Source organism: Streptomyces sp. NPDC052101 (assembly GCF_040680235.1).
Classification (GTDB): Bacteria; Actinomycetota; Actinomycetes; order Streptomycetales; family Streptomycetaceae; genus Streptomyces.
Genome location: NZ_JBFAWH010000020.1, coordinates 124,787 through 145,633, shown reverse-complemented (window position 1 = coordinate 145,633; position 20,847 = coordinate 124,787). Strand labels below are relative to the sequence as shown.

General features: G+C 70.5%; 19 protein-coding genes and 2 pseudogenes. 9 read left to right on the top strand and 12 right to left on the bottom strand.

Translation table 11 applies throughout. The annotated features are described in order from the left end of the window. From AB0L75_RS30720 to AB0L75_RS30710, 3 genes are all read right to left on the bottom strand, one after another. Positions 1-184: DUF1330 domain-containing protein (locus AB0L75_RS30720; RefSeq protein WP_365187357.1), on the bottom strand; the 184-nt coding region annotated here is incomplete at its 3' end. A gap of 33 nt (positions 185-217) precedes the next feature. Continuing rightward, positions 218-1,651 (bottom strand): MFS transporter, encoded by a 1,434-nt coding sequence (locus tag AB0L75_RS30715; RefSeq protein WP_365187356.1) that lies wholly within the window; start codon positions 1,649-1,651, stop codon positions 218-220. Continuing rightward, positions 1,648-2,010 carry a MarR family transcriptional regulator gene (locus AB0L75_RS30710; RefSeq protein ID WP_365187376.1) on the bottom strand — a complete coding sequence of 121 codons (363 nt, stop codon included), beginning with the start codon at positions 2,008-2,010 and terminating at the stop codon, positions 1,648-1,650. The genes AB0L75_RS30715 and AB0L75_RS30710 overlap by 4 nt, the downstream gene beginning before the upstream one ends. A 135-nt stretch (positions 2,011-2,145) precedes the next feature. Here AB0L75_RS30710 and AB0L75_RS30705 point away from each other — a divergent pair, with 135 nt between their 5' ends. The 4 genes from AB0L75_RS30705 (at position 2,146) to AB0L75_RS30690 (ending at position 6,732) form a co-directional block, all read left to right on the top strand. After that, positions 2,146-2,421 carry a transposase gene (locus AB0L75_RS30705; protein ID WP_365187353.1) on the top strand — a complete coding sequence of 92 codons (276 nt, stop codon included), beginning with the start codon at positions 2,146-2,148 and terminating at the stop codon, positions 2,419-2,421. A gap of 231 nt (positions 2,422-2,652) precedes the next feature. Further along, entirely contained in the window at positions 2,653-3,273 is a 621-nt protein-coding gene (locus tag AB0L75_RS30700; protein ID WP_365187351.1) for an antibiotic biosynthesis monooxygenase, read from the top strand. Between the two features lie 291 nt (positions 3,274-3,564). After that, positions 3,565-3,765, top strand: a complete 201-nt coding sequence (locus AB0L75_RS30695; protein WP_365187348.1) for a DUF6229 family protein — start codon at positions 3,565-3,567, stop codon at positions 3,763-3,765. 129 nt (positions 3,766-3,894) lie between these two features. Then, positions 3,895-6,732, top strand: coding sequence for a type 2 lanthipeptide synthetase LanM family protein (locus AB0L75_RS30690; RefSeq protein ID WP_365187346.1), 2,838 nt, complete (start codon positions 3,895-3,897; stop codon positions 6,730-6,732). Between the two features lie 52 nt (positions 6,733-6,784). On the opposite strand, the gene nadC is transcribed toward AB0L75_RS30690, so the two are convergent. Next, positions 6,785-7,654, bottom strand: a complete 870-nt coding sequence (gene nadC, locus AB0L75_RS30685) for a carboxylating nicotinate-nucleotide diphosphorylase (protein ID WP_365187343.1) — start codon at positions 7,652-7,654, stop codon at positions 6,785-6,787. Beyond that, complete coding sequence (locus tag AB0L75_RS30680) at positions 7,641-8,216, bottom strand: PaaI family thioesterase (protein WP_365187341.1); 576 nt, start codon at positions 8,214-8,216, stop codon at positions 7,641-7,643. The genes nadC and AB0L75_RS30680 overlap by 14 nt, the downstream gene beginning before the upstream one ends. Positions 8,217-8,389: 173 nt before the next feature. On the opposite strand from AB0L75_RS30680, the gene AB0L75_RS30675 reads away from it, so the two are divergent. Beyond that, positions 8,390-8,701, top strand: a complete 312-nt coding sequence (locus tag AB0L75_RS30675) for a helix-turn-helix domain-containing protein (protein WP_365187373.1) — start codon at positions 8,390-8,392, stop codon at positions 8,699-8,701. Positions 8,702-8,850: 149 nt separating this feature from the next. On the opposite strand, the pseudogene AB0L75_RS30670 reads toward AB0L75_RS30675, so the two are convergent. The 3 genes and pseudogenes from AB0L75_RS30670 to aceA all read right to left on the bottom strand — a co-directional run bounded on the left by AB0L75_RS30670 (position 8,851) and on the right by aceA (position 12,696). After that, positions 8,851-9,720: pseudogene (locus tag AB0L75_RS30670) on the bottom strand (3-hydroxybutyryl-CoA dehydrogenase). Next, positions 9,717-11,309, bottom strand: coding sequence for a malate synthase A (gene aceB, locus AB0L75_RS30665; RefSeq protein WP_365187338.1), 1,593 nt, complete (start codon positions 11,307-11,309; stop codon positions 9,717-9,719). Before aceB ends, AB0L75_RS30670 begins: the two are co-directional and overlap by 4 nt. A 73-nt stretch (positions 11,310-11,382) precedes the next feature. Further along, complete coding sequence (aceA, locus tag AB0L75_RS30660) at positions 11,383-12,696, bottom strand: isocitrate lyase (RefSeq protein WP_365187335.1); 1,314 nt, start codon at positions 12,694-12,696, stop codon at positions 11,383-11,385. A gap of 374 nt (positions 12,697-13,070) precedes the next feature. Between aceA and AB0L75_RS30655 the strand changes: the two genes are divergently transcribed. Beyond that, the gene (locus tag AB0L75_RS30655; protein WP_365187370.1) at positions 13,071-14,477 is read left to right on the top strand and encodes a short-chain fatty acyl-CoA regulator family protein; all 1,407 of its coding nucleotides are present in this window, start codon (positions 13,071-13,073) and stop codon (positions 14,475-14,477) included. A gap of 19 nt (positions 14,478-14,496) precedes the next feature. Here AB0L75_RS30655 and AB0L75_RS30650 read toward each other — a convergent pair whose 3' ends face one another. The 4 genes and pseudogenes from AB0L75_RS30650 to AB0L75_RS30635 all read right to left on the bottom strand — a co-directional run bounded on the left by AB0L75_RS30650 (position 14,497) and on the right by AB0L75_RS30635 (position 17,008). After that, positions 14,497-14,841: an SDR family oxidoreductase gene (locus AB0L75_RS30650; RefSeq protein WP_365187332.1), complete on the bottom strand. Its 345-nt coding sequence runs from the start codon at positions 14,839-14,841 to the stop codon at positions 14,497-14,499. Beyond that, positions 14,736-15,215 (bottom strand): annotated as a pseudogene (locus tag AB0L75_RS30645) (SDR family oxidoreductase); the annotation flags it as partial. The pseudogene AB0L75_RS30645 and the gene AB0L75_RS30650, both read right to left, overlap by 106 nt. Before the next feature lie 109 nt (positions 15,216-15,324). Next, the gene (locus tag AB0L75_RS30640; protein WP_365187330.1) at positions 15,325-15,858 is read right to left on the bottom strand and encodes a DinB family protein; all 534 of its coding nucleotides are present in this window, start codon (positions 15,856-15,858) and stop codon (positions 15,325-15,327) included. A gap of 259 nt (positions 15,859-16,117) precedes the next feature. Further along, complete coding sequence (locus AB0L75_RS30635) at positions 16,118-17,008, bottom strand: LysR family transcriptional regulator (protein ID WP_365187327.1); 891 nt, start codon at positions 17,006-17,008, stop codon at positions 16,118-16,120. Positions 17,009-17,134: 126 nt separating this feature from the next. Here AB0L75_RS30635 and AB0L75_RS30630 point away from each other — a divergent pair, with 126 nt between their 5' ends. From AB0L75_RS30630 to AB0L75_RS30620, 3 genes are all read left to right on the top strand, one after another. Then, positions 17,135-18,175, top strand: coding sequence for an alcohol dehydrogenase catalytic domain-containing protein (locus AB0L75_RS30630; protein WP_365187324.1), 1,041 nt, complete (start codon positions 17,135-17,137; stop codon positions 18,173-18,175). A 166-nt stretch (positions 18,176-18,341) separates the two neighbouring features. Next, positions 18,342-19,442 carry an FAD-dependent oxidoreductase gene (locus AB0L75_RS30625; protein WP_365187321.1) on the top strand — a complete coding sequence of 367 codons (1,101 nt, stop codon included), beginning with the start codon at positions 18,342-18,344 and terminating at the stop codon, positions 19,440-19,442. A 62-nt stretch (positions 19,443-19,504) separates the two neighbouring features. Beyond that, positions 19,505-20,827, top strand: coding sequence for an MFS transporter (locus AB0L75_RS30620; RefSeq protein WP_365187318.1), 1,323 nt, complete (start codon positions 19,505-19,507; stop codon positions 20,825-20,827). Positions 20,828-20,847: the final 20 nt, after the last annotated feature.

Below are 20,847 nucleotides of genomic sequence, written 5' to 3'. Positions count from 1 at the left end.
TGTCGAACTCGATCAGGACGGTGCGCTCGGCGATTCCGGCGTCGTGGGCGACGACCCGACCGCCGAGGGCGAGCCTCCGCCCGCCCCCGGCCTGAACGGCCGGACCCGCCAGCTTGTTGTAGGCGGCTAGCTTCTCAGGGTCTGAAATGGTGCGGTAGACGCTGACCCAGTAGCCCTTGGGCATGGAACCTCCAGTGTTGGGATGAGTGCATCTGACTTACGGGTTGGTCTCGGACGAGCGTCGGCGGGCGAGAGCGAGGCTTGTCAGCGTCGTGATCGCCATGGCGCCGATGCCGACCAGCGCCGCGGTGGTGTAGGCGCTGTCGTCGGGGAAGAGGTGGCCGGGGCCGGTGCCCGCGGCGAGGATCAGGCCGCCGATGGCGCTGCCCAGGGAGTACCCGACGCTGCGGACGACGTAGTTGAAGCTCATGGCGCTCGACGTCTCGCTCTTGGGGGTGACGGCCAGGATGACGCCGGGCATCGCGGCCGAGAAGCCGCCGACGCCGAAGCCGAGCACGCCCATCGCCGCGAACAGTTCGGCCAGGTTCGACCGGGCCGCCGCGAACAGGGCGAACCCGCCGCCGACCACGACGGCGCTGGCGGCCAGGAGCAGGGGGTCGGCGATCCGCGTCCGGACCCGCGGCGTGAGCTTGCCGGCGACGAACCCCAGCACCGAGAACGGGATGAGGACCAGCCCGGCGACGAAGGTCGTCAGCCCGAAGCCGTAGCCGGCGCCGTGCGGCGTCTGCGCGTACCGGGTGATGAGCGTGAGCAGGAGGTACATGCCGATCCCGCCGACGAACATGGCGAGGTTCGCCCCGGCGACCGCCGGGTGCCGCACCGCCCGCACATCGACCAGGGGCGTCGTGCTGCGCAGCTCGATGACGGCCCAGACGCAGAGCAGCACCACCGCGACGACGGCGAGGCCCGCCGCCACGGCGAGGTGCCGGCTCCACAGATTCCGCTCGCCGGCGAGGAACAGCACCAGGAGCAGCGCAGCGGCCAGGACGGCCGCGCCTGCCACGTCCACGTGGGCGGAGCGGCCTTCGGGGGCTTCGGGCATGGAGCGCCACGCGGTCAGGAGGGCGGCGACGGTGACGACCAGGCCGAGGCCGTAGGCGGCCCGTACCCCGCCGAGCTCGGCGAGCAGTGCGGCCAGCGGGTAGCCGAGGCCGGCCCCGATGATCGAGACCACCGAGATCAGGGCGATCACGGCCGCGCTGCGCTCCTCGGGGAGGTGGTCCCGGGCCACGCCCATCATCAGCGCCGTCAGCCCGAGCCCGACGCCCTGGGCCGCCCTGCCGGCCAGCAGCCACGCGAACGGCAGCGGCAGCACGGTGAGCGCGCTGCCGGCGACGACGACCGCCAGCGTGGCGAGGATCGTGGCCCGCCGATGCGGGCCGGCTCCGAGCCGGCCCAGGACCGGCGTGGCGACGGCGCCGCTGAGCAGCGCGACGGTCAGCGTCCACTGCGCGCTGCCGAGCGAGACGTGGAACGAGGTCGCCACGCTGGTGATGAGCGGCGTCCCGAGGCTGGCGACCGCCGCCACGACCAGAGCGATGAACATCAGGGCGGGGACCAGCAGCCGCGCCTCGGAACGCGCCGCCGGGAACGCCTTCACCGTGACCCCGCCGACCGGCTGCCCGGTCACTGCTTCGGCCCTTCGCGGTCCTGGCTTTCGAGCTCTGCCAGATGCTTCAGCGCCGGAAGGGCCGCCACCAGCGCCTCGACCTCGTCGCCGGTGAGTTCGCCGATCAACCGCTCGAACGCGTGGACGCCCGCCTGGCGCTGCGTCCGGACATAGGAGGCGCCGGCCTCGGTCAGGCACACCAGCGTGACCCGCTTGTCGGACGCGTCGCCCCGCCGCTCGACCAGGCCGGACTCCTCCATCACCCGGACCAGGGCGGTCATCGCGGGCTGGGTGACGCCCTCGACCGCGGCCAGATCGGTGATGCGCCGCGGGCCGGTCCGGTCCAGGGTGGCCAGGGTGGCGGCGGACGTCAGGCTCATGTCCCGGGGCAGGCGTCTCGCGGCCCTGGTGGCCAGGCCGTAGAGGGCTGCCCCGATGGCGGCGGACGCGCCAGGAGCGGTGTCTTGACGACTCATGCTCGAAGCATAGCATTTTTATATTCATAGCTTATGGAAATGGTCGACTGGCGCCGGCTCTACGGGCTGCGCTCGGGGGCCGAGGGCAGCATCGAGGAGTTCGTGGACGGCCACCGCGGACGCCGGTGCCGCTACCGCGGCCTCGCGAAGACGCGCGTCCGGCACGTCCTGGCCGCACTCACGATCAACGTCGAGCGGCTGAGCCTTCAAGAACCCGCCGACGGCCCCTACCGGCCGCGCCCGCCCACGGCGTTCCAGCAGTACCTCGACAAACGAGGACTGCCCCGGCCCCTGTGGTGGAGGCAGGCTAAATGACCCCGAACCTCAAGATTCCCGACAGATTCACTCACCGATCCGCAGCGAACACGGCTGCCGACGCCATGCCGTCACCCCCAGGAGGGCATTCCGAGGCGCAACGTCGACGCTCTACAACCGAGACACTCGCGCGTCACGTCGGGCACTCGGAGAGAGCCGACGTCCCCTCTGAATCGAGACATCGAGGAAGGTGGACACGGCTTTCGCCGCGTTAACCCAGAGGTCACCGTGGTGGTCACCCATCGCGTCCACCCGAACCAGGTCGACGACTTCCTCGCCTGGCAGCACCGCATGGTCCAGGAGGAGAGCAAGTTCGACGGGTTTCGCGGAACCGAGCTCTTCCGCCCCATCGAGGGGCTTCAGGAGGAATGGACCACGCTGTACCGCTACGACAGCGCCGAACACCTCGACGCCTGGCTGACGTCGCCCCAGCGGCAGGTGATCCTGGCCGAGGGCGAGAAGTTCAGCGACTTCAAACTGCATACGATCGACAACTCGTTCGGCAGTTGGTTCGCCTTCGAGGGCAACGGCAAGGAGGCACCGCCGCCGCCCTCCGAGACCAGGACCTCGCTCGCGGTCTGGGTCGGCCTGTACCCCACTGTCGTGCTGCTGACTCTCGCTCTGTCCCCGCTGCACATGCCGCTCTGGACCGGCCTGCTCGTGGGCAACCTGCTGTCGAGCTTCCTCATGAGCTTCCTGACCATGCCCTACTACGTGAACCCGTTGCTCGGGCGATGGCTGCGGCCAGCGCCGGACGAACCGGCAAGAGCCAACCTTCGTGGCCTTGGTGTCGTCGTGGCGGCGATGGCCTTCTGGGCTGTCGTCTTCTACCTCGTCACGGTCCGGTTCTGAACGCTTCCCTGACCGGCGACTGGCCGGACGGTCGTCGTCGCACGCACCCCCACGAACGTCGAGACCTCTTTCCGCCACCTCCCACGACCTCAGCGCGCCACGCGCTGGGGCATGCCCTTGCCCAGAAGGTGACACGGTGTGCCGGTCGTACCCTCTCGTCGGCCCCGGAGACGGCACGGCGCCGCACCAGCACCACCTGAGTGTGGCCGAATCGGCCATCTGACGTCCGTTCGGACCCGGCCATACTCAGGGCTGGGCAATCCGCCCCATTCCTACGTCCGGAGGCCACCCATGCCCCAGACCCGTGTGTCCCACACCGCCGTGATCGAAGCCTGGCTGTCGGGCGCCGAGAGCGCGTACGGCCAGTCCAACCCCGCCGGGCCCCTGTACGTCGGAGGCACTGCTGCCGAGGCCGCGCTCATCGACCCGAGCGACTCCCTCTATGGCTTCTGTTCCAGCCCGAGCGGTTCGCACGGCAGTTGGTGCTGCTGACAGGTCAGCGCTTTCGCGGAGTGAGGTTCTACGAGCAGGAGTGTGGGGAACCGGTCTGGTGAAACGATTCCCCATGCTCCGTCCGGGCGCCTTCGACGGCGCGACGTGGTGGCACGGGGAAGGCGGACGGTGAGCGGTTCGGGGCTGGAGACGCGAGACCAGGCGGAATGGTTCACCCAACCCGTACGGGGCATCGCCCGGCCCTGGCGAGACGAGCTGGCCCGGCGGCTGGCCGACGTGGACGCACTCGGCCGGGAAGAACGGGACGTGGTGCTGGAGGCCGGGCACACCGCCCTGCTCAGGTCCTTGCACGCCAAGCTCGCCCGCCTGTTCCTGATCGAGTTGCACGCGCTGCGCCTGACGGCGGGTGAGGTGGGAGCAGCGGGTGGCGGGGAGGCCGCCGCCGACCGGGAGACGTGGTCCGCTTTCATCGAGCAGGCCAGCGAACCGGCCTACCTCGACCGGCTGGCCGGCCGGTACCCGAGCCTCGGCCGGCGGATAGCGTCCGTGGCGCGGCTCTCGGTGGCGGCAACAGCGGCGTTCGCGACACGGCTCGCCGCGGACCGTGCGTTGCTGGCGCCGTTGCTGGGCCGATCACCGGGAGAGCTGCGCGCCGTCGGTTTCGGCGCGGGCGACAGCCACCGGGGCGGACTGACCGTCAGCCGGGTCGACCTCGCGGGCGGAAGCGTCATGTACAAGCCCCGCCCGTCCGGGATCGACGTGGCACTGGGCGCCCTGCTGGACGAGCTGTTCGCGGACTTCCCCGGTGCCGCGGCGGCGCACGAGCGCATCCGTGTGCCGCGAACCCTGACGCGTGAGGGCTACGGCTGGGCCGAGTTCGTCCCCCACCGGTACTGCGCGGACGACGCCGAACTCGCCGCGTTCTATCGCGGTGTCGGACACTGGCTGGCCGTCCTCCGGTTCACCGGCGGCACCGACATGCACGCCGAGAACATGATCGCCGCCGGCCCCGTGCCGGTGATCGTGGACGCCGAGACCCTCTTCGACGCCCCGGCGCCGTTCCCGCCCAGTGACCGGGGCGACGCGGTGGACGTGGCCGCGGCGGCGATCCGCCGTACGGTGCTGCGGACCGGACTGCTGCCCGTGCGCGGCACCGGTTTCGCGCTCGGCGGAGTGGACATCTCCGGAGTCGGGGCGCTGCCCGGTCAGCAGCCGCTGATCCCGAACCCGGTGATCGCGGACGGCGGCACCGCGGCGGCCCGCTTCCAGGTGGACCTGGTGGCGATGCCCGCCACCGGCAACCACCCCAGCCCCACACCGGTCCTGAGCACGTACTGGGACCGGATCCTGACCGGCTTCCGCGAGATGACCGCGCATCTGCACCGGCCCGGCCGGGACCCCTACCGGCTGCTGCACCGCTTCGAGGGCACCCAGGCGCGGCGTATCCGGCGGCCGACACAGGCGTACGTCGACATCGGGCGGATGCTGTGGCATCCGGCGTCGTTGCACGACGAGGCGGCAGCCGTGGAGCGGGCCCGGGACATCCTGCGGCGCAACGCCGAGGTGCTGCCCGGCGCGCCCACCGACCGCGCGACCATCGACAGCGAGATCGCGGACCTGTTGGCCGGCGACGTACCGATGTTCACCTTCGCCGTGGACGCGACCGCCGTACGCGACACGGTCGAGGACTGGCGCACCGCCGATCTGGCGCTGGAGGAGGCGGTGATCCAGGACGCGCTGGTGGGTGCCTACCTCAACGAGCGTTCGCTGCCCGCCCGGGTGCAGGCCGCCGCCCGCGACCCGCACGGCCGCGACCGGGAGCGGCGCCGCCGGGACCTGGCCGCGCAGATGGTACGGCGGCTGTGCGACGGCGCGGTGCGCGGCGCGGACGGCACAGTCACCTGGATCAGCCCCGTCTTCACTCCCGCCGGATGGTCCATCCGGGTGCTGCCCGCCGACCTCTACACCGGGCAGGGCGGGGTCGCGCTCACGCTCGCCGAGTACCTGACCGAGGTACGGGCGGGCCGGGCCGACGACATGCCGGGCGTGGCCGAGACCTTCGAGGGCGCCCTGCGCGTGCTGATCGGCACCGAGGACCGCACGCCGACGCCGTCGGCCGGGGCGTTCAGCGGTGCCGCTTCCCAGGTGTGGACGTGGCTGGCGCTGCACCGGGTGCTCGGTGAGGACTGGCTGCTGGAGCGGGCCGCCGAGCGGGCCCGGTTGCTCGCCGAGGACGCTCCGCTGGTCGATGAGGACATCGAGGTCGACCTCCTCAACGGGGTCGCCGGCGCGATCGTCCCCCTGCTCGACCTGGCCACCGCGACCGGGCAGGACCGGTGGCTCGGCGCCGCCGCGCACATCGGGCGCCGGCTGACCGGGCTGGCCACGCTCGACGCGAGCGGCGCTCGCTGGACGACCCGGCTCAACCCCGAGGGCATCGGCGGCTTCGCCCACGGCGCCACCGGCATCGGCTGGGCGCTGGCCCGGCTCGCCCTCAGCGATGCCGGCTCCATGGCCGAACGCCGCGGCTGGCGGCGCCTCGCTCAGCAAGCCTTCGCCTTCCAGGAATCCCTCTGGCAGCCCGAACAGGGCAACTGGCTCGACGTCCGGATCGGCGCCGAGGAGGACTTCTTCACCAGCTGGTGCCACGGCAGCGCGGGGATCGGCATCGGCATGCTCGACCTGCACCGGCGCATGGGCGATCCCGTCCACCTCGGCATGGCCCACCGCGCCGCACGTGCCTGCGCCGCCGAGGGCTTCGGCTGGAGCCACACCCTCTGCCACGGCGACCTCGGCCTCTGGGAGTTCCTCACCTCCCTGGGCTACGGTGACCAGCTGGACCTCGACGCGGAGATCCTCACCGGTCTCGAACAGCGCGGCCCCGTCGGCGGCCTGGCCCGTGAGGCGTTCTCACCCAGCCTCATGTCCGGTCTCGCCGGCGTCCTGCACACGCTCCTGCGCATGGATCCCGCGGCAGACCTGCCCAATCCCCTGCTCCTGGACTGAAGCCGGAACAGCGGTCAGGGACCGGGCCGAAGGCCCGCTCATGGCGAGGGCATCAGACACGAGGGGCTCCGTCGACCAGCATGGTCAGATCGAGGGCGGGGGCACTGTGTGTCAGGGCGCCGACCGAGATGACGTCGACCCCTGTCTCCGCGATCGTCCGCAGCCGCTCCAGGGTGATGGTGCCCGACGCCTCCAGCACGATGTCGAGACCGCGGTGCCGGCGTAGCCGGACGGACTCCACCAGCTCGTGGAGGGGCATGTTGTCGAGCATGATCCAGGAGGCCCCGGCGGCAACGGCCTCCCGAAGTTCGGCCAGGGTCGTGACCTCGACGTCGATCAGCACGTCTCTGCCTTCGTCGGCCATGCCCTTGCGAACGGCGGTGACGGCAGCGGTGACACCGCCCGCCGCCGCGATGTGGTTCTCCTTCAACAGCACCATGGCCGCGAGGTTCATCCGGTGGTTGTGCCCGCCGCCAGCCGTCACCGCGTACTTGTCGAGAGCGCGCAGACCCGGCACGGTCTTGCGGGTGTCGAGGATGCGCACCGGGAGGTCGCGGACCTCGGACACATAGCGACTCGTCAAGGTGGCGATTCCGCACAGTCGCTGGAGGAAGTTGAGTACGGTGCGCTCGCCGGCCAGAAGGCTTCGCGCCGGCCCCCGCAGCCGGAGCAGCACGTCGTCCGGCCTGACCGGCGTGCCATCGCTGATCGTGTCGTGCACGACCACCGTGGGATCGAGCTGCCGGTAGACCTCGGCGGCGAGCGGAATCCCGGCTGCCACCCCGGCCTGACGGGAGATGATCCGAGCCTGTGCACACAGGTCCTCGCGCACGCTCCACCGGGTGGTGATGTCGTCCGCGGCGGCATCCTCGGCCAACGCCAGCGCGATGGCACCGCGGGCCGCGTGGTCAGGAAACATCATGGCTCTCTCCGTGTGCGATGCCGGTCGCTCTGCCGCTCGGCGCGTCGGCCGGCGGAGTCTTGGGGCGGATCAGGCAGGTGCTCTTGCCGATGGCGTACACCCGCTGGTTCGGGCCGACCGCGCGGCACGTCGCCAGGCCACGGTTGCGGCCCAGATGCACCACTTCGGCGTCGACGGTCACCGAGCCGCAGGCACCGTCGACGGGGCGCAGGAAGTCGACGTTCAGATCGAGAGTGACGATGTCCTGATCCGGAGTGACCATGGAGAGCACCGCGGAGGCCAGGGCCACGTCGACGACGGTCGAGAGAATGCCACCCGCGAGAAATCCGAGATGGTTGACGAGGTGGTCACGCACGGGCATGGCGAACCGCACCAGGCCGGGCTCGGCACGCACCAGGGTGATGCCCAGCGCCTGGATGACCGGCGGCGGAAGCACGTCGCCGTTCAACATGCCCTGGAGATAGTGCAGACCGGACAGTTCCGGTCTGGTGGCGAAGAGGGGTCCTGGTTCCTGCCAGCGGAACGTCGTGGAGCGTGCGGTGGTCGTGCTCTGCGGAGCCATCCTGCCTCCCTGTGCCGGATCGGCCGACCTGGTAGCGCTTCGAAAATCGAAGCACCGGCGCAATGCTACCGTTTCGAAATCCGAAGCAACAGAGCTGACGGGAGGTCACGGCGGTGACGTCGACACCCAGGCCGCACGGACCGGTCCGCGGGTCCACGACCGGCCGGCCGGTGATGGCCGCGCTCGATCTGTTCGGCCGCCGCTGGACTCTGCGCATCGTCTGGGAGCTGCGCGACGGCCCACTCGGCTTCCGGCCGCTGCAGCAGCGTTGCGACGGCATGTCGTCCAGCGTCCTGCAGCAGCGGCTCACGGAACTGCAGGACGCTCGACTTGCCGAGCGACTGCCCGACGGCGGCTACGCGCTCACCCCCCTCGGACATGGCGCCCGCCAGGCCCTACGTCCGCTCACCGAGTGGTCCCAGCAGTGGGCGAGCGCACTTGAGGACGTGCCACGGGCTGCCACCGAGGGACACGACGGCGCATGACGTGCCGTTCGGTCCGGTCACGGACGGCGGCCAACGGTTCCTGGAGGGTACGGCCGAGGACGTCCGCCACTCCCGTTCGCTTTCCAGCAGACGTCCGCCGATGAACGACGCGAAGCCGGGAACCTCGAAGTCGACGACGCCCAGCCCCCTCAGCCCAGGTCGTAGGTGTGGAATCCCCGTCCGGTCTTCCGGCCGAGCAGTCCCGCCTCCACCATCCGTTGAAGGAGCGGCGGCGGCGCGTAGAGCGGCTCGCGGAACTCGTCGTAGAGCGACTCGGCGATCGAGGCGACGGTGTCCAGTCCGATCAGGTCCGCCGGCCTGAGCGGCCCCATGGGGTGGGCACAGCCCAGCTCCATGCCGGTGTCGATGTCCACCGCGCCCGCGAAGCCGGACTCTGCCATCCGGATCGCCGACAGCAGGCAGGGGATGAGGAGCGCGTTGACGACGAAGCCGGCCCGGTCCTGTGACCGGATCACGGTCTTGCCGAGCACGCGAGCCGCGAAGTCCTCGACCCTGGCGGTCGCCGCGGCCGAGGTGTGCAGGGAGGTCACGACCTCCACCAGCGGCAGTACGGGGACGGGATTGAAGAAGTGCAGCCCTACGACCCGGTCCGCCCGGCCGGTGGCCATGCCGAGCCGCATGATCGGCAGGGAGGAGGTGTTGGAGGCCAGCACGGCTTCCGGATCCTCGACGATCTTGTCGAGGGCGGCGAGCACCTCACTCTTGACGTCAGGGTTCTCTACGACCGCCTCGACCACCAGCTGCCGGTCGGCGAGGTCGTCGAGACTGCTGGTGAAGACCACGCGGGCGAGCACGTCCCCGGCGGCGGCTGCTTCCAGCTTGCCGCGCCGTACGGCGCGGTCGAGCGACGCCGCCACCCGGTCCTTCGCGGCGCGGGCCGCGACCGTGTCCACCTCGCACACCACGGTGTCGAGCCCGGCCCGTGCGCAGACCTAGGCGATACCGGCGCCCATCTGACCGCCACCCACGACGCCGACGCGCCGGATGTCTTCGCTCATGCCCCAGCCTCCGTGTGGCGCACGAGGTGGCGGGTGTAGGCGTCCGGAGTGAAGAAGAGCGGCAACTCGCCCGTCAGCGCGGTCCGTTCGAAGAGCGCACGGATGTCGTCGACGGGCGCCCACGGGTACTCGGCGCCGAGCGCGGCGACCTCGTCTTCGAGCAGTCCGAGGACCGTCTCCCGGTCGATCAACCGGTGCCGCAGCCACTGCCAGACCTGCACACGGGCGATCTCGGCGGTGGCCGCGTCCTCCATGAGGCCGTACAGCGCGACCGCGCCCTGCCCGCGCAGCCAGGCGGCGAAGTAGCGCAGCGCGACCGCGATGTTCGTCCGCACACCCTCCAGCGTGGGCGGTCCGCTGATCCGGCGCACGGACAGCAGGTCCGCGGGCGTCACGTCCACGTCGTCCCGGGTACGGTCCAGCTGGTGCGGGTGATCGCCGAGGACACCGTCGAAGACCTCACGGCAGACGGGGACGAGCCCGGGGTGGGCCACCCAGGAGCCGTCGAAGCCGTCCTCCGCCTCCCGGTCCTTGTCCAGCCGGACCTTGGCGAGCGCGGCCTCGTTCGCGGCCGGGTCCTTGCCCGGCACGTGGGCGGCCATGCCGCCGATGGCGTGTGCGCCGCGCTTGTGGCAGGTGCGCACGAGGAGTTCGGTGTACGCGCGCATGAAGGGCGCGGTCATCGTGACCTTCGCCCGGTCGGGCAGCAGGAAGTCGGTGCGGTGCCCGAAGGTCTTGATGAGGCTGAACAGGTAGTCCCAGCGGCCCGCGTTGAGGCCGGCGCTGTGTTCGCGCAGTTCGTGGAGGATCTCCTCCATCTCGAAGGCGGCGGTGATCGTCTCGATGAGGACGGTGGCGCGGATCGTGCCCCGGGGGATGCCGAGCAGGTCCTGGGCGGTGACGAAGATGTCGTTCCAGAGCCGGGCCTCGTAGCGGTTCTCCAGCTTCGGGAGGTAGAAGTACGGGCCGTGTCCGGCGTCGATCTGCCGCTGGGCGCAGTGGAAGAAGTACAGGCCGAAGTCGACGAGTGCGGCGGGCACGGGCCGGCCGTCGTACTCCAGGTGCTCCTCGTCGAGGTGCCAGCCACGGGGCCGGACCATGATGGTGGCGAGCTTCTCGCCGAGCCGGTACTCCCTGCCTTCGGGCGTGGTGAAGTCGATCCGGCGCTCGATGGCGTCGAGCAGGTTCAGCTGCCCGCCGACGATGTTCTCCCACAGGGGCGCGGTGGCGTCCTCGAAGTCCGCCATCCACACCTTCGCACCGGAGTTCAGCGCGTTGACGGTCATACGGCGGTCGGGCGGCCCGGTGATCTCCACCCGACGGTCGGTCAGTCCGGGCGCCGCAGGTGCCACACGCCAGGACGTGTCGGTCCGCACGGCGGAGGTGACCATGGGGAAATCGAGCGGCGAGCCCGACGCCAGACGCAACGCCTGCCGGCGTCGCTCCTTCATCAGTTCCTGGCGGCGCTCGCCGAATGCGGCGGTCAGTTCGCCGACGAAGTCCAGGGCGGCCGGGGTGAGGATCTCGTCGTGCCGGTCGCCCGGAGCGGCGAGAACGCGAACGTGGTGCGGCGGTGCGAGGGTGGTCATCGAGTTCTCCTAAGGGGTGGGAGCGGAGGGCGGCGCAGACGGCCGTCCGCCCTCCGCTCCTGCCGGGGGCCGGTCAGGCAGCGGGGTTGCCCGGGCCGGCGGCCTGGTGGAACTGCTCCTCCTCCGTGGAGCCGGCCAGGGCGGTGGTGGAGGAGGCGGGGTTGACGGCGGTGGAGACCAGGTCGAAGTAGCCGGTGCCGACTTCGCGCTGGTGCCTGACGGCGGTGAATCCGTGCTCCTGGGCGGCGAACTCGCGCTCCTGCAGGTCGACATAGGCGGTCATGCCGTGCTCGGCGTAGCCGCGGGCCAGATCGAACATGCCGTGGTTGAGCGAGTGGAAGCCGGCCAGGGTGATGAACTGGAAGCGGTAACCCATCGCGCCCAACTCCCGCTGGAACTTGGCGATCTGGTCGTCGTCCAGGGCCGCCTTCCAGTTGAAGGAGGGCGAGCAGTTGTAGGCCAGCATCTGGTCCGGGTACTGGGCGTGCACGGCCTCGGCGAACTCGCGGGCCTGTTCCAGGTCGGGGGTGCCGGTCTCCACCCAGATCAGGTCGGCGTAGGGGGCGTAGGCCAGGCCGCGGGCGATGACCGGTGCCATGCCGTTGCGGACCCGGTAGAAGCCCTCGGCCGTACGCTCGCCGGTGACGAACTCGGCGTCGCGCTCGTCGACGTCGGTGGTGAGCAGGTTGGCGGCGAGGGCGTCGGTGCGGGCGATGATGACGGTGGGCACGTCGGCGATGTCGGCGGCGAGGCGGGCGGCGTTCAGGGTGCGGATGTGCTGCGAGGTCGGCACCAGGACCTTGCCGCCGAGGTGGCCGCACTTCTTCTCCGAGGCGAGCTGGTCCTCGTAGTGGATGCCGGCGGCGCCGGCCGCGATCATCGCCTTGGTCAGCTCGAAGGCGTTGAGCGGACCGCCGAATCCGGCCTCCGCGTCGGCGACGATCGGGGCGAGCCAGTCCGTGGTGTCGCCGGCGTCCTCGGCGGTGGCGATCTGGTCGGCGCGCAGCAGCGCGTTGTTGATCCGACGGACCACCTGCGGAACGGAGTTGGCGGGGTAGAGGCTCTGATCGGGGTAGGTGTGGCCGGCCTGGTTGGCGTCGGCCGCGACCTGCCATCCGGACAGGTAGATGGCCTGCAGCCCGGCCTTGACCTGCTGGACGGCCTGGCCGCCGGTGAGGGCGCCGAGGGCGTGGACGTAGTCCTGCTCGTGCAGTTGGCGCCACAGCCGCCCGGCACCGCGCCGGGCCAGGGTGTGCTCCTCGCGGACACTGCCGGAGAGCCGGATGACGTCCTCGGCGCCGTAGGTGCGCTCGATGCCCTGCCATCGGGGGTCGGTGGCCCAGCGCCGCGCGAGTTCCTCGGCCGCCTGCGTCCTCGCCTCTGCCATGACTGTCACGTCTCCTCGATCTGTGGCGTCTGCCAAGCCCGTGCTACCCGAACCAGGGATGGCACTGTGTGTCGTCGTACTGAAACGCGGCCCGCCGTCACCACGGAGTCGAGAGTGAGCAATGCTGCCGACGCAGGACGCCGCCACCGCCGGGATCTCCGACGTCAGGGCAGTGAATCGTGCCCCGGTTCCGGGCGGTGCCTGCCGGGTCCGGCGGGCCGCACTGAAACTCTGGCACTGGCACTTAGTGCCATCAACCATGGATGTCTGCTAACTTCTGCGAATCTTCTCGCCGCGTTTTGCCAATCTTGCGAAGGCTTGCAGGGGCCGAATTGGCTTACACTCGCGGGCACTTGGACACGGAGGAAGCCACGGTGAGCAAGACGTACGCGGGAGCGCGCCTGCGGCGGCTGCGGGAAGAGCGCCGCATGAGCCAGGCGGAACTGGCCCGCGTCCTGGGTATTTCCCCGAGCTACCTCAACCAGATGGAGCACGACTCCCGCCCGCTCACCGTGCCCGTCCTGCTCAGGCTGACGGAGACCTTCGGCGTCGACCCGGGCTTCTTCTCCGAACGCGACACCACCCGCCTCGTGGCCGACCTGCGTGAAGCGCTGACACGGGAGATCGCCGCCGCCCAGATCTCGGCGTCCGACCTCGCCGAACTGGCGTCGCGCCTGCCCGGGGCCGCACAGGTCCTCCTCGACCTGGGCCGCCGCAACCAACTCCTGACCGAACGCCTTACCGGAGCAGCCGACGGCCGTGACACGGCAGGGGAGACGCCCCGCTCACCCCACGAGGAGATCCGGGACTTCTTCTACCGCCGCCAGAACTACCTCCACGACACCGACCTCGCGGCCGAGCACTTGGCCGAGGACACAGGCATCCGGCCCGGCGAGGTCGTACAGGCCCTGACGAACCGCTTGGCCACGGCCCACGGCATCCACCTCTCGGCCGACACCGGCGACCACCTGCACCACTACGACGAGCCGACCCGCACCCTGCACCTGTCCAGCCGCCTGCGCCCCGGCCAGCGCGCCTTCCGGATGGCGACACAACTCGCCCTGCTCGAATACGGCGACGAGCTGAACCGCCAAGCCGGGGAGGACTTCGAGCCCGGCTCGCCGGCGCATGCCCTGGCCCGGATCGGCATCGCCAACTACTTCGCGGCGGCCCTGATCCTGCCGTACGGCGCCTTCCACACGGCCGCCGAAGAGGTGCGCTACGACATCGAACGCCTCACCGACCGCTACGGCCTCGGCTACGAGACCGTCTGCCACCGCCTGAGCACACTCCAGCGGCCCCGGCTGCGCGGCGTGCCCTTCTCTTTCGTCCGCGTCGACCGGGCCGGCAACATGTCCAAGCGGCAGTCCGCGACCGGCTTCCACTTCTCGCGCGCCGGCGGCACCTGTCCCCTCTGGAACATCTACGAGGCGTTCGCCGCGCCCGGCCGCATCCACGTCCAGGTCACCGAAATGCCGGACGGCCAACGCTACTTGTGGACCGCACGTGCTGTCACCCGGCATCGCGGCGGCTGGGGCGAGCCCGGCAAGACCTTCGCCATCGGCCTCGGCTGCGAGATCCGCCACGCCCATCGCCTCGTCTACTCCGACGGCCTCGACCTCACCAATGCCTCCGCCGCCACACCCATCGGCATGGGCTGCCGCGTCTGCGAACGCCTCGACTGCCCGCAGCGCGCCGCACCACCGCTCGGCCACGCCCTGCGGATCGACCAGAACACCAGCACCTTCGTTCCCTACCCCGTGACGACGGACAGGGCCTGACTCGGCCGGCGCCCTGTTGTCAGTTGCGTCCGGCCATGACGCCGCCGTCGATGTCCCAGACGGCGCCGGTGACCCAGTCGGTCCGGTCCGACAGGAGGAAGGCGACGGTGGCGGCGACGTCGTCGGGGGTGCCGGTACGGCCAAGAGGTGGAAGGTGTTGAAGCCGTCGAGTGCGGAGTCGACGTCCGACTTGGGGATGAACTCCTCGTAGATCGGCGTGCGCACGACGGCTGGGGCGACCGCGTTGACGCGGATGCCGTGCGAGGCGAGTTCCATCGCGAGGTGCTGGGTGAGGGAGTGCAACCCGGCCTTGGCCATCGAGTACGCCGACGAGGGCGTCGCCGCGACGGCCTGGTGCGCCCACATGGAGCCGATGGTGACGACGGCTCCCTTCGCGCCGCGGGCGATCATGTTTCCTACGACGGTCTGGGTGAGGAAGAAGAAGGCCCGGTTGATGGCCTGATAGCGGTCGTAGTCCTCGGACATGTGCTCCAGGAAGGGCTTCGGCGCGAAGACACCGGCCGCGTTGACGAGGAGGGTGGCGTCGGCGTGCTCCTCGGTGAGGATGACGCGCAGGCGGTCGACGGCCACGGGGTCGGCCAGGTCGGCTGCCAGACCGACTGTCTTGCCGTGGGTGGACAGGGCGGCCGCTGCCTCGTCGGCGCTTGCCTGCGTGCGGCCGGTGACGACGGCGCTGCCGCCGGCATCGAGGACATGGCGGGCGACGGCGTGGCCCATGCCGCTGGTGCCGCCGATGACGACGACCTTCTGGCCGGAGAAGTCGAGGGTGCTGCTGGACATGTGGTGCTCCTGTTCCAGGCCGGTTGTCGGACGACGAAACGGCGTGTCAGACATGGGGGTTGAGGAGGAGATAGCCGTCGACGCGACTGAGCCGGTCCGAACACGGGTCGGGCGGGAGCGCGTGGCCGAGGCTGTCGGCACGGACCTCGCTGATCCACTGGTCGTGCTGGTATTCGTGGTTGATGAGTGCGGTCAGCAGGTGGGTGGCGACGACTGTCAGTTGGCTGGCGGCGCCGACGTTGCCGGAGGCGATGTCGCCGATGCGGGCGTGGACGCGTTCGGCGACGGTGTCCCGGAAGACGTCGAGCCGTTCGACCGTGGGCAGCGTGCCGCGGAACTTCTCCGGATTCGCCGAGTCCATGAGCCCGTCCAGTTCCGGGTCGGGGCTGGGCTCGGCCGCGGTGAGGTTGCGGATCATGAAGTGGGCGACGTGGGCCTGGTGGCCGAGATGCCAGCCGATGGCACTGGAGTCCTCGTGTGGGCGCCAGGTGACCTCGTCCGGGGTGAGGTCTTTCCACAGCTCGTCGGTGTAGGCGCGGGCACGGTCGTACTCGCGGAGCAGGTCTTCGAGGTCGTGCATGACTCCACCTGTCGGTGTCGGTGTCGGGGGGTGTGCCAGGGCCGGTGTGGGCGGGCGGGCGGCGCGCAGTGGCGCCGGGGACGATGTCCTGGAGCGGCTTCTCGTACTTCTCGTGGACGCGATACGCCACGGTTATGCCTCAATCGACGGCAGGGATGGAGCAGTGCGGTATGTGCCGCGACGTGCCTGCCAAGTTAGGCATTTCTCGCAGGGGCCGGTAGGGGATCCTGCTGAATCACGCTATAAGCGATGCGTATGGCTAGTGGCGGGCAGCCGCGAGGCCGTCGGCAAGGCGGAGCAGGTCCGCGGCGAGCGGGGAGTCGGCGCTCCAGACCGCTTCGAAGGAGATCTGAACCTCGCGGCCCGCATCCACCAGCGGACGGTGGGGCACGTCGGGCGAGGTGAGTTTGGAACGGGGGACCATGGCCGAACCCAGGCCGAGCTTCGTCCAGTCCTCCAGGACCTGGTAGCTGGCGGCCTCCCCCGGATACGTGTTCAGGGGCATCTCGTGCGCCTGGAAGAGCCGCGTGGTGAAGGTGGTCAGGCCGCAGGTGTCCGGCACGAGGATGAACTGCTCCTTGCCGGCCTCTTCGAGTTCGAGCGGAGTCGCCTGCGTGGAGTCGGGGGTGACGACGACGATCGGCTCGACGTCGATGACCCGGTGCTCGAAGCGTGGCATCGCGGCGACCGCCGGGATCAGGATGATGTCGAGCTGGCCGGCCAGCAGGCATGTGCGCAGGTCCTGCATGTTCGCCTCGCGCAGTACGAGGTCGCGGGGGACGGGAAGGTCACAGACCTTGGCGAACGCCCGGGCGACCAGGTGGGAGCCGATCAGGGGCGAAAGACCCATGCGGATCTTTTGCTCGCCGGGTTCGGTCAGCCGTCTGGCCTCCGCCGCGACGGCATCGAGCGCGACCAAGGCACGTTCGATCAAGGGAAGGATCCTGGTGCCGAAGGCGGTCTGGGTCACGCCGCGCGGCGAGCGGTCGAAGAGCTCCCCGCCGAGGCGTTCCTCCAGCTTGGCGATCCCGTTGGACAGGGCGGGCTGGGTCACACCGTAGGCGCGTGCGGCGGCACTGAAGGACTTCGTCTCGGCGACCGCCTGCGCATACCGGAGCCCTTCGGGATTCAGGCGATCGGTCATAGCCATGCCTTATCGCTCCATTCATCGATGTCCCCTACCGGACTGAATCTCCTCTGCTTACGGTGGGGCTTCTGCCGATTCAGCATAACCATCACCTATATGCGTCGTCGTGTTCGGAATGGAAGGGACACCATGTCAGGCTCCGCGGTGGCCATGACCAAGGCCATGGTCGTGACCGAGCCCCGAGGCCCTCTGCACCCCTCCGTGGCCGAGACGACCTCGCCAACGGGCACGTGGGTGCGTGTGTCGGTCACGGCGAGCGGCGTGTGCAACGCCGACATCGCAACGGTCGCGGCCACCGGCGTCGGCACGTCCTTCCCGGTCACCGCCGGACACGAGGTCGCCGGTGTGATCGCCGAACTGGGCGAGCGGGTCGAGGGCTGGTCGGTGGGGGACCGCGTGGCCGTCGGCTGGTTCGGCGGGAGCTGCGGGCACTGCGCGTTCTGCCGGGCGGGGGACGTCGTCCACTGCCCCGAGCGCAAGGTACCCGGCCTGTCCTACCCGGGCGGCTGGGCCCAGAGCATCACCGTGCCCGTTGACGCGCTCGCCCGCATCCCTGACGAGCTGGACCAGTTCGAGGCCGCCCCGTTCGGATGCGCGGGCGTGACGACCTTCAACGCCGTCCGCAAGGCCGGCACGCACGCGGGCGGACGGGTCGCCGTGTTCGGGCTCGGTGGGCTGGGGCACCTCGCCGTCCAGTTCGCGGCGAAGCTCGGTTACGAGACCGTCGCCATCGCCCGGGGCGGTGACCGCGAGAAGGCCGCCCGCGACCTGGGCGCCCACCACTACATCGACAGCACCGCCCAGGCACCCGGAGCCGCCCTGAAGGAACTGGGCGGCGCCGACCTCATCGTCTACACCGCCTCCTCGACCGCTGCGGTGGACGAACTGCTCACTGGGCTGAACGTGCACGGACAGCTCACCCTCATCGGCTTCGACGCGGGATCCGTGACCGTTCCGGCGGCCCGGCTCGTGATGAATGGCCACACCGTCACCGGACACCTCACCGGCAGCGCGCGCGAGACGGAAGAGGCGATGTGGTTCGCCGTCACCAACGGCGTACGGCCCATGATTGAGCGGATGCCGCTGAAGCAGGCCGGCGAAGCCGTGACCCGGCTGCGCTCCGGAGCCCCCCGCTTCCGCATCGTCCTGGACACCGCCGACGGCGAGTGACCAAACCTTCCCCGCCGCCCCGCAGCGCCGCCCCGCAGCGCCGCCACATCGGCGCAGCGACCCTCGCCCTGCCGTGCTGCCACCGGCTGGGCACACCCCGGAAGCCGGACGCCGAAACACCTCCGACGACAGTGGGGGTCCGGCCTGATCAGAAAAAGGAAGCCACATGCCCCACCGGGACAGCCACGACGTGATCGTGGTCGGCGCCGGCGCCTCCGGACTGGCCGCGGCCACCGCCCTGCACGCGGCCGGCCGCGACACGGTCTGCCTGGAAGCCCGCGACCGCACCGGCGGACGCCTGCTCTCGGCCCCCACAGCGGACCCCGAGCGGGCCCTCGACCTGGGAGCCACCTGGTTCTGGGACGGAGAGGAGCGCGTGCGGACCCTGGCCGCACGCGCCGGCATCGAGACCTTCGAGCAGCACCTCACCGGCGACACCATCCTGCAGGAGGCCACCGGCACACGCCGCCTCGCCGGCAACCTGATCGACGCCCCCTCCCGTCGTTTCGCCGCCGGCTCCCCAAGCATCGCCGCCGCCCTCGCCGCCGCACTGCCCGGCGACACCCTGCGGCTGAACACGCCCGTCACCGCCATCCACCCGGATGGCCAGGGCCGCCTTGCCGTCGGCACCCCGGACGGAACCCTGCACGCCGAGCACGTCATCCTGGCCGTCCCCCCGGCCTTGGCCCTGGAGCGCATCGAATTCGGCGACGCGCTCCCCGCCGACCTCGTGGGCCTGGCCCGGTCCACCCCGGTCTGGATGGGGGCGGTCGCCAAGGTCGTCGCCCAGTACCCCGCCGCATTCTGGAGGGAGGAGGGGCTGGCCGGCGCGGCGTTCAGCAGGACGGGTCCACTGGAGGAGATACGCGACATGTCGGGGCCCGACGGCCGGCCCGCCGCGCTCTTCGGATTCGCGCACGCGCGCACCGTCGGAGCGGGATTCGACAACGCCGTCACCGCACAGCTCGCGCAGCTCTTCGGGCCGGCCGCGGCCACCCCCGACATCCTGCACGTGCAGGACTGGAGCACCGAGCCGTGGACGTCCCCGTCCACCGTGCGGCGCCTCGCCGACTACTCGCTCTTCGGCCACTCCCTCTATCAGCGGCCGACGCTGGACGGCCGACTGCACTGGGCGTCGACGGAGACGGCGACCGAACACTCCGGACACATCGAAGGCGCCCTCGCGGCCGGAGAGCGAGCCGCACGAGCCGTACTGGCGGTCCCCGACGTCCTGAACAGCCGCATTGTCGTCGCCGGTCGCGAGTGACCGTACGACAAGGGCTCTTTGTTCGTTTCAACCGGTTGGTATCCCAGAAGGAGTGCTGGTACGTGACCGCCTCACAAGACATACGCGCGGTGCCGGGGCAGGCCGAGGCGTATGTGCGTGCCGTGCAGAAGCGCACAGTCCGGCTCTTGGCGGCAGCCCAGATCGTCGGCGGGGTCGGCGTCGGCGTATCGGTGTCGATCGGTTCGTTGCTGGCAGAGTCCGTCGCTCACAGTGAGACCTACGCCGGCTTGGCCCGCACAGCCACGACGGCCGGCGCCGCCGCGGTCGGCGTGCCCCTTGCTCTCCTCGCGCAGCGACGAGGGCGCCGATCTGCCTTGAGCACCGGATGGCTTGCGGCCGCTGTCGGTGGAGTCATCCTCGTGGGCTCGGCGGTGAGCAAGTCGATACCGCTGCTCATAGTGGGGATGCTGCTCTTCGGAGTGGGCAGTGCGACGAACCAGCAGAGCCGCTACGCAGCCGCCGACCTGGCCGCGCCGCACCGTCGGGCCCAGGCTCTGTCCATCGTGGTGTGGGCCACGACGATCGGTTCCGTGATCGGGCCGAATCTCGCCGATCCGGGCGCCGGTGTGGCATCGGTACTGCACCTCCCTCGCCTGACCGGGGCGTTCGTCCTGGCCACCGTCTGCATGGCGCTGGCATCGGTACTGCTGTGGCTTTGGCTACGCCCTGACCCGCTGGTGCTTGCCCGGCGGCAACGGGACAGCGAAGGACTGCCGGAAACAGGAACGCGCGCAGCATCGACGTCAGTTGAGAAACCGTCAGATACGCGGGCGTCGCAGATCGGCACGGTGCGAGCGGGCTTGCGTCACCTTCGCCACGCGCCACGCGCCGCGTTCGCCTTCGTGACCGTCGTCATGGCCAACACGATCATGGGGGCAGTCATGACGATGACTCCCGTCAGCATGGCCGAGGACGGAGCGACTCTCACCGTCGTCGGCTTCACCATCAGCGGCCATCTGCTCGGCATGTACGCGTTCTCGCCGGCCGTCGGCTGGCTCGCCGACAGGGTGGGTCACCTGCCGACCGCGGTTGCCGGGCAGGCCGTGTTCATCGCCTCAGCGCTGCTGTCGGGCCTGAGCCGCGGCTCGGTCGCCATGGTGATGGCAGGACTGTTCCTGCTCGGGCTGGGCTGGTCGTTCAGCCTGGTGGCCGGCTCCGCGATGCTCAGCGAGGCCACGCCCGCGGCGCTTCGGCCGGGCGTGCAGGGCACCACGGACACCGCGATGAACGTCGTCGCGGCGGTGGGTGCTGGCCTCGCCGGACCCCTTGTGCACAGCATCGGCTTCGACGGCCTGAACGCCGTCGCAGCGACTCTTGTCCTGCCCGTGATCTTCTTCTGGCTCCGCCTGGCTCGGGCCCGTTGACCGGTGTCGGCGGGGTTCCG

Excerpts from the sequence above, each read along its gene's own strand:
- AB0L75_RS30710 (WP_365187376.1), bottom strand. The coding sequence starts at position 2,010 with ATGAGCCTGACGTCCGCCGCCACCCTGGCCACCCTGGACCGGACCGGC.
- AB0L75_RS30705 (WP_365187353.1), top strand. The coding sequence starts at position 2,146 with ATGGTCGACTGGCGCCGGCTCTACGGGCTGCGCTCGGGGGCCGAGGGC.
- AB0L75_RS30695 (WP_365187348.1), top strand. The coding sequence starts at position 3,565 with ATGCCCCAGACCCGTGTGTCCCACACCGCCGTGATCGAAGCCTGGCTG.
- nadC (WP_365187343.1), bottom strand. The coding sequence starts at position 7,654 with ATGATGTTTCCTGACCACGCGGCCCGCGGTGCCATCGCGCTGGCGTTG.
- AB0L75_RS30680 (WP_365187341.1), bottom strand. The coding sequence starts at position 8,216 with ATGGCTCCGCAGAGCACGACCACCGCACGCTCCACGACGTTCCGCTGG.
- AB0L75_RS30675 (WP_365187373.1), top strand. The coding sequence starts at position 8,390 with ATGGCCGCGCTCGATCTGTTCGGCCGCCGCTGGACTCTGCGCATCGTC.
- aceB (WP_365187338.1), bottom strand. The coding sequence starts at position 11,309 with ATGACCACCCTCGCACCGCCGCACCACGTTCGCGTTCTCGCCGCTCCG.
- aceA (WP_365187335.1), bottom strand. The coding sequence starts at position 12,696 with ATGGCAGAGGCGAGGACGCAGGCGGCCGAGGAACTCGCGCGGCGCTGG.
- AB0L75_RS30640 (WP_365187330.1), bottom strand. The coding sequence starts at position 15,858 with ATGCACGACCTCGAAGACCTGCTCCGCGAGTACGACCGTGCCCGCGCC.
- AB0L75_RS30635 (WP_365187327.1), bottom strand. The coding sequence starts at position 17,008 with ATGGCTATGACCGATCGCCTGAATCCCGAAGGGCTCCGGTATGCGCAG.
- AB0L75_RS30630 (WP_365187324.1), top strand. The coding sequence starts at position 17,135 with ATGTCAGGCTCCGCGGTGGCCATGACCAAGGCCATGGTCGTGACCGAG.
- AB0L75_RS30625 (WP_365187321.1), top strand. The coding sequence starts at position 18,342 with ATGCCCCACCGGGACAGCCACGACGTGATCGTGGTCGGCGCCGGCGCC.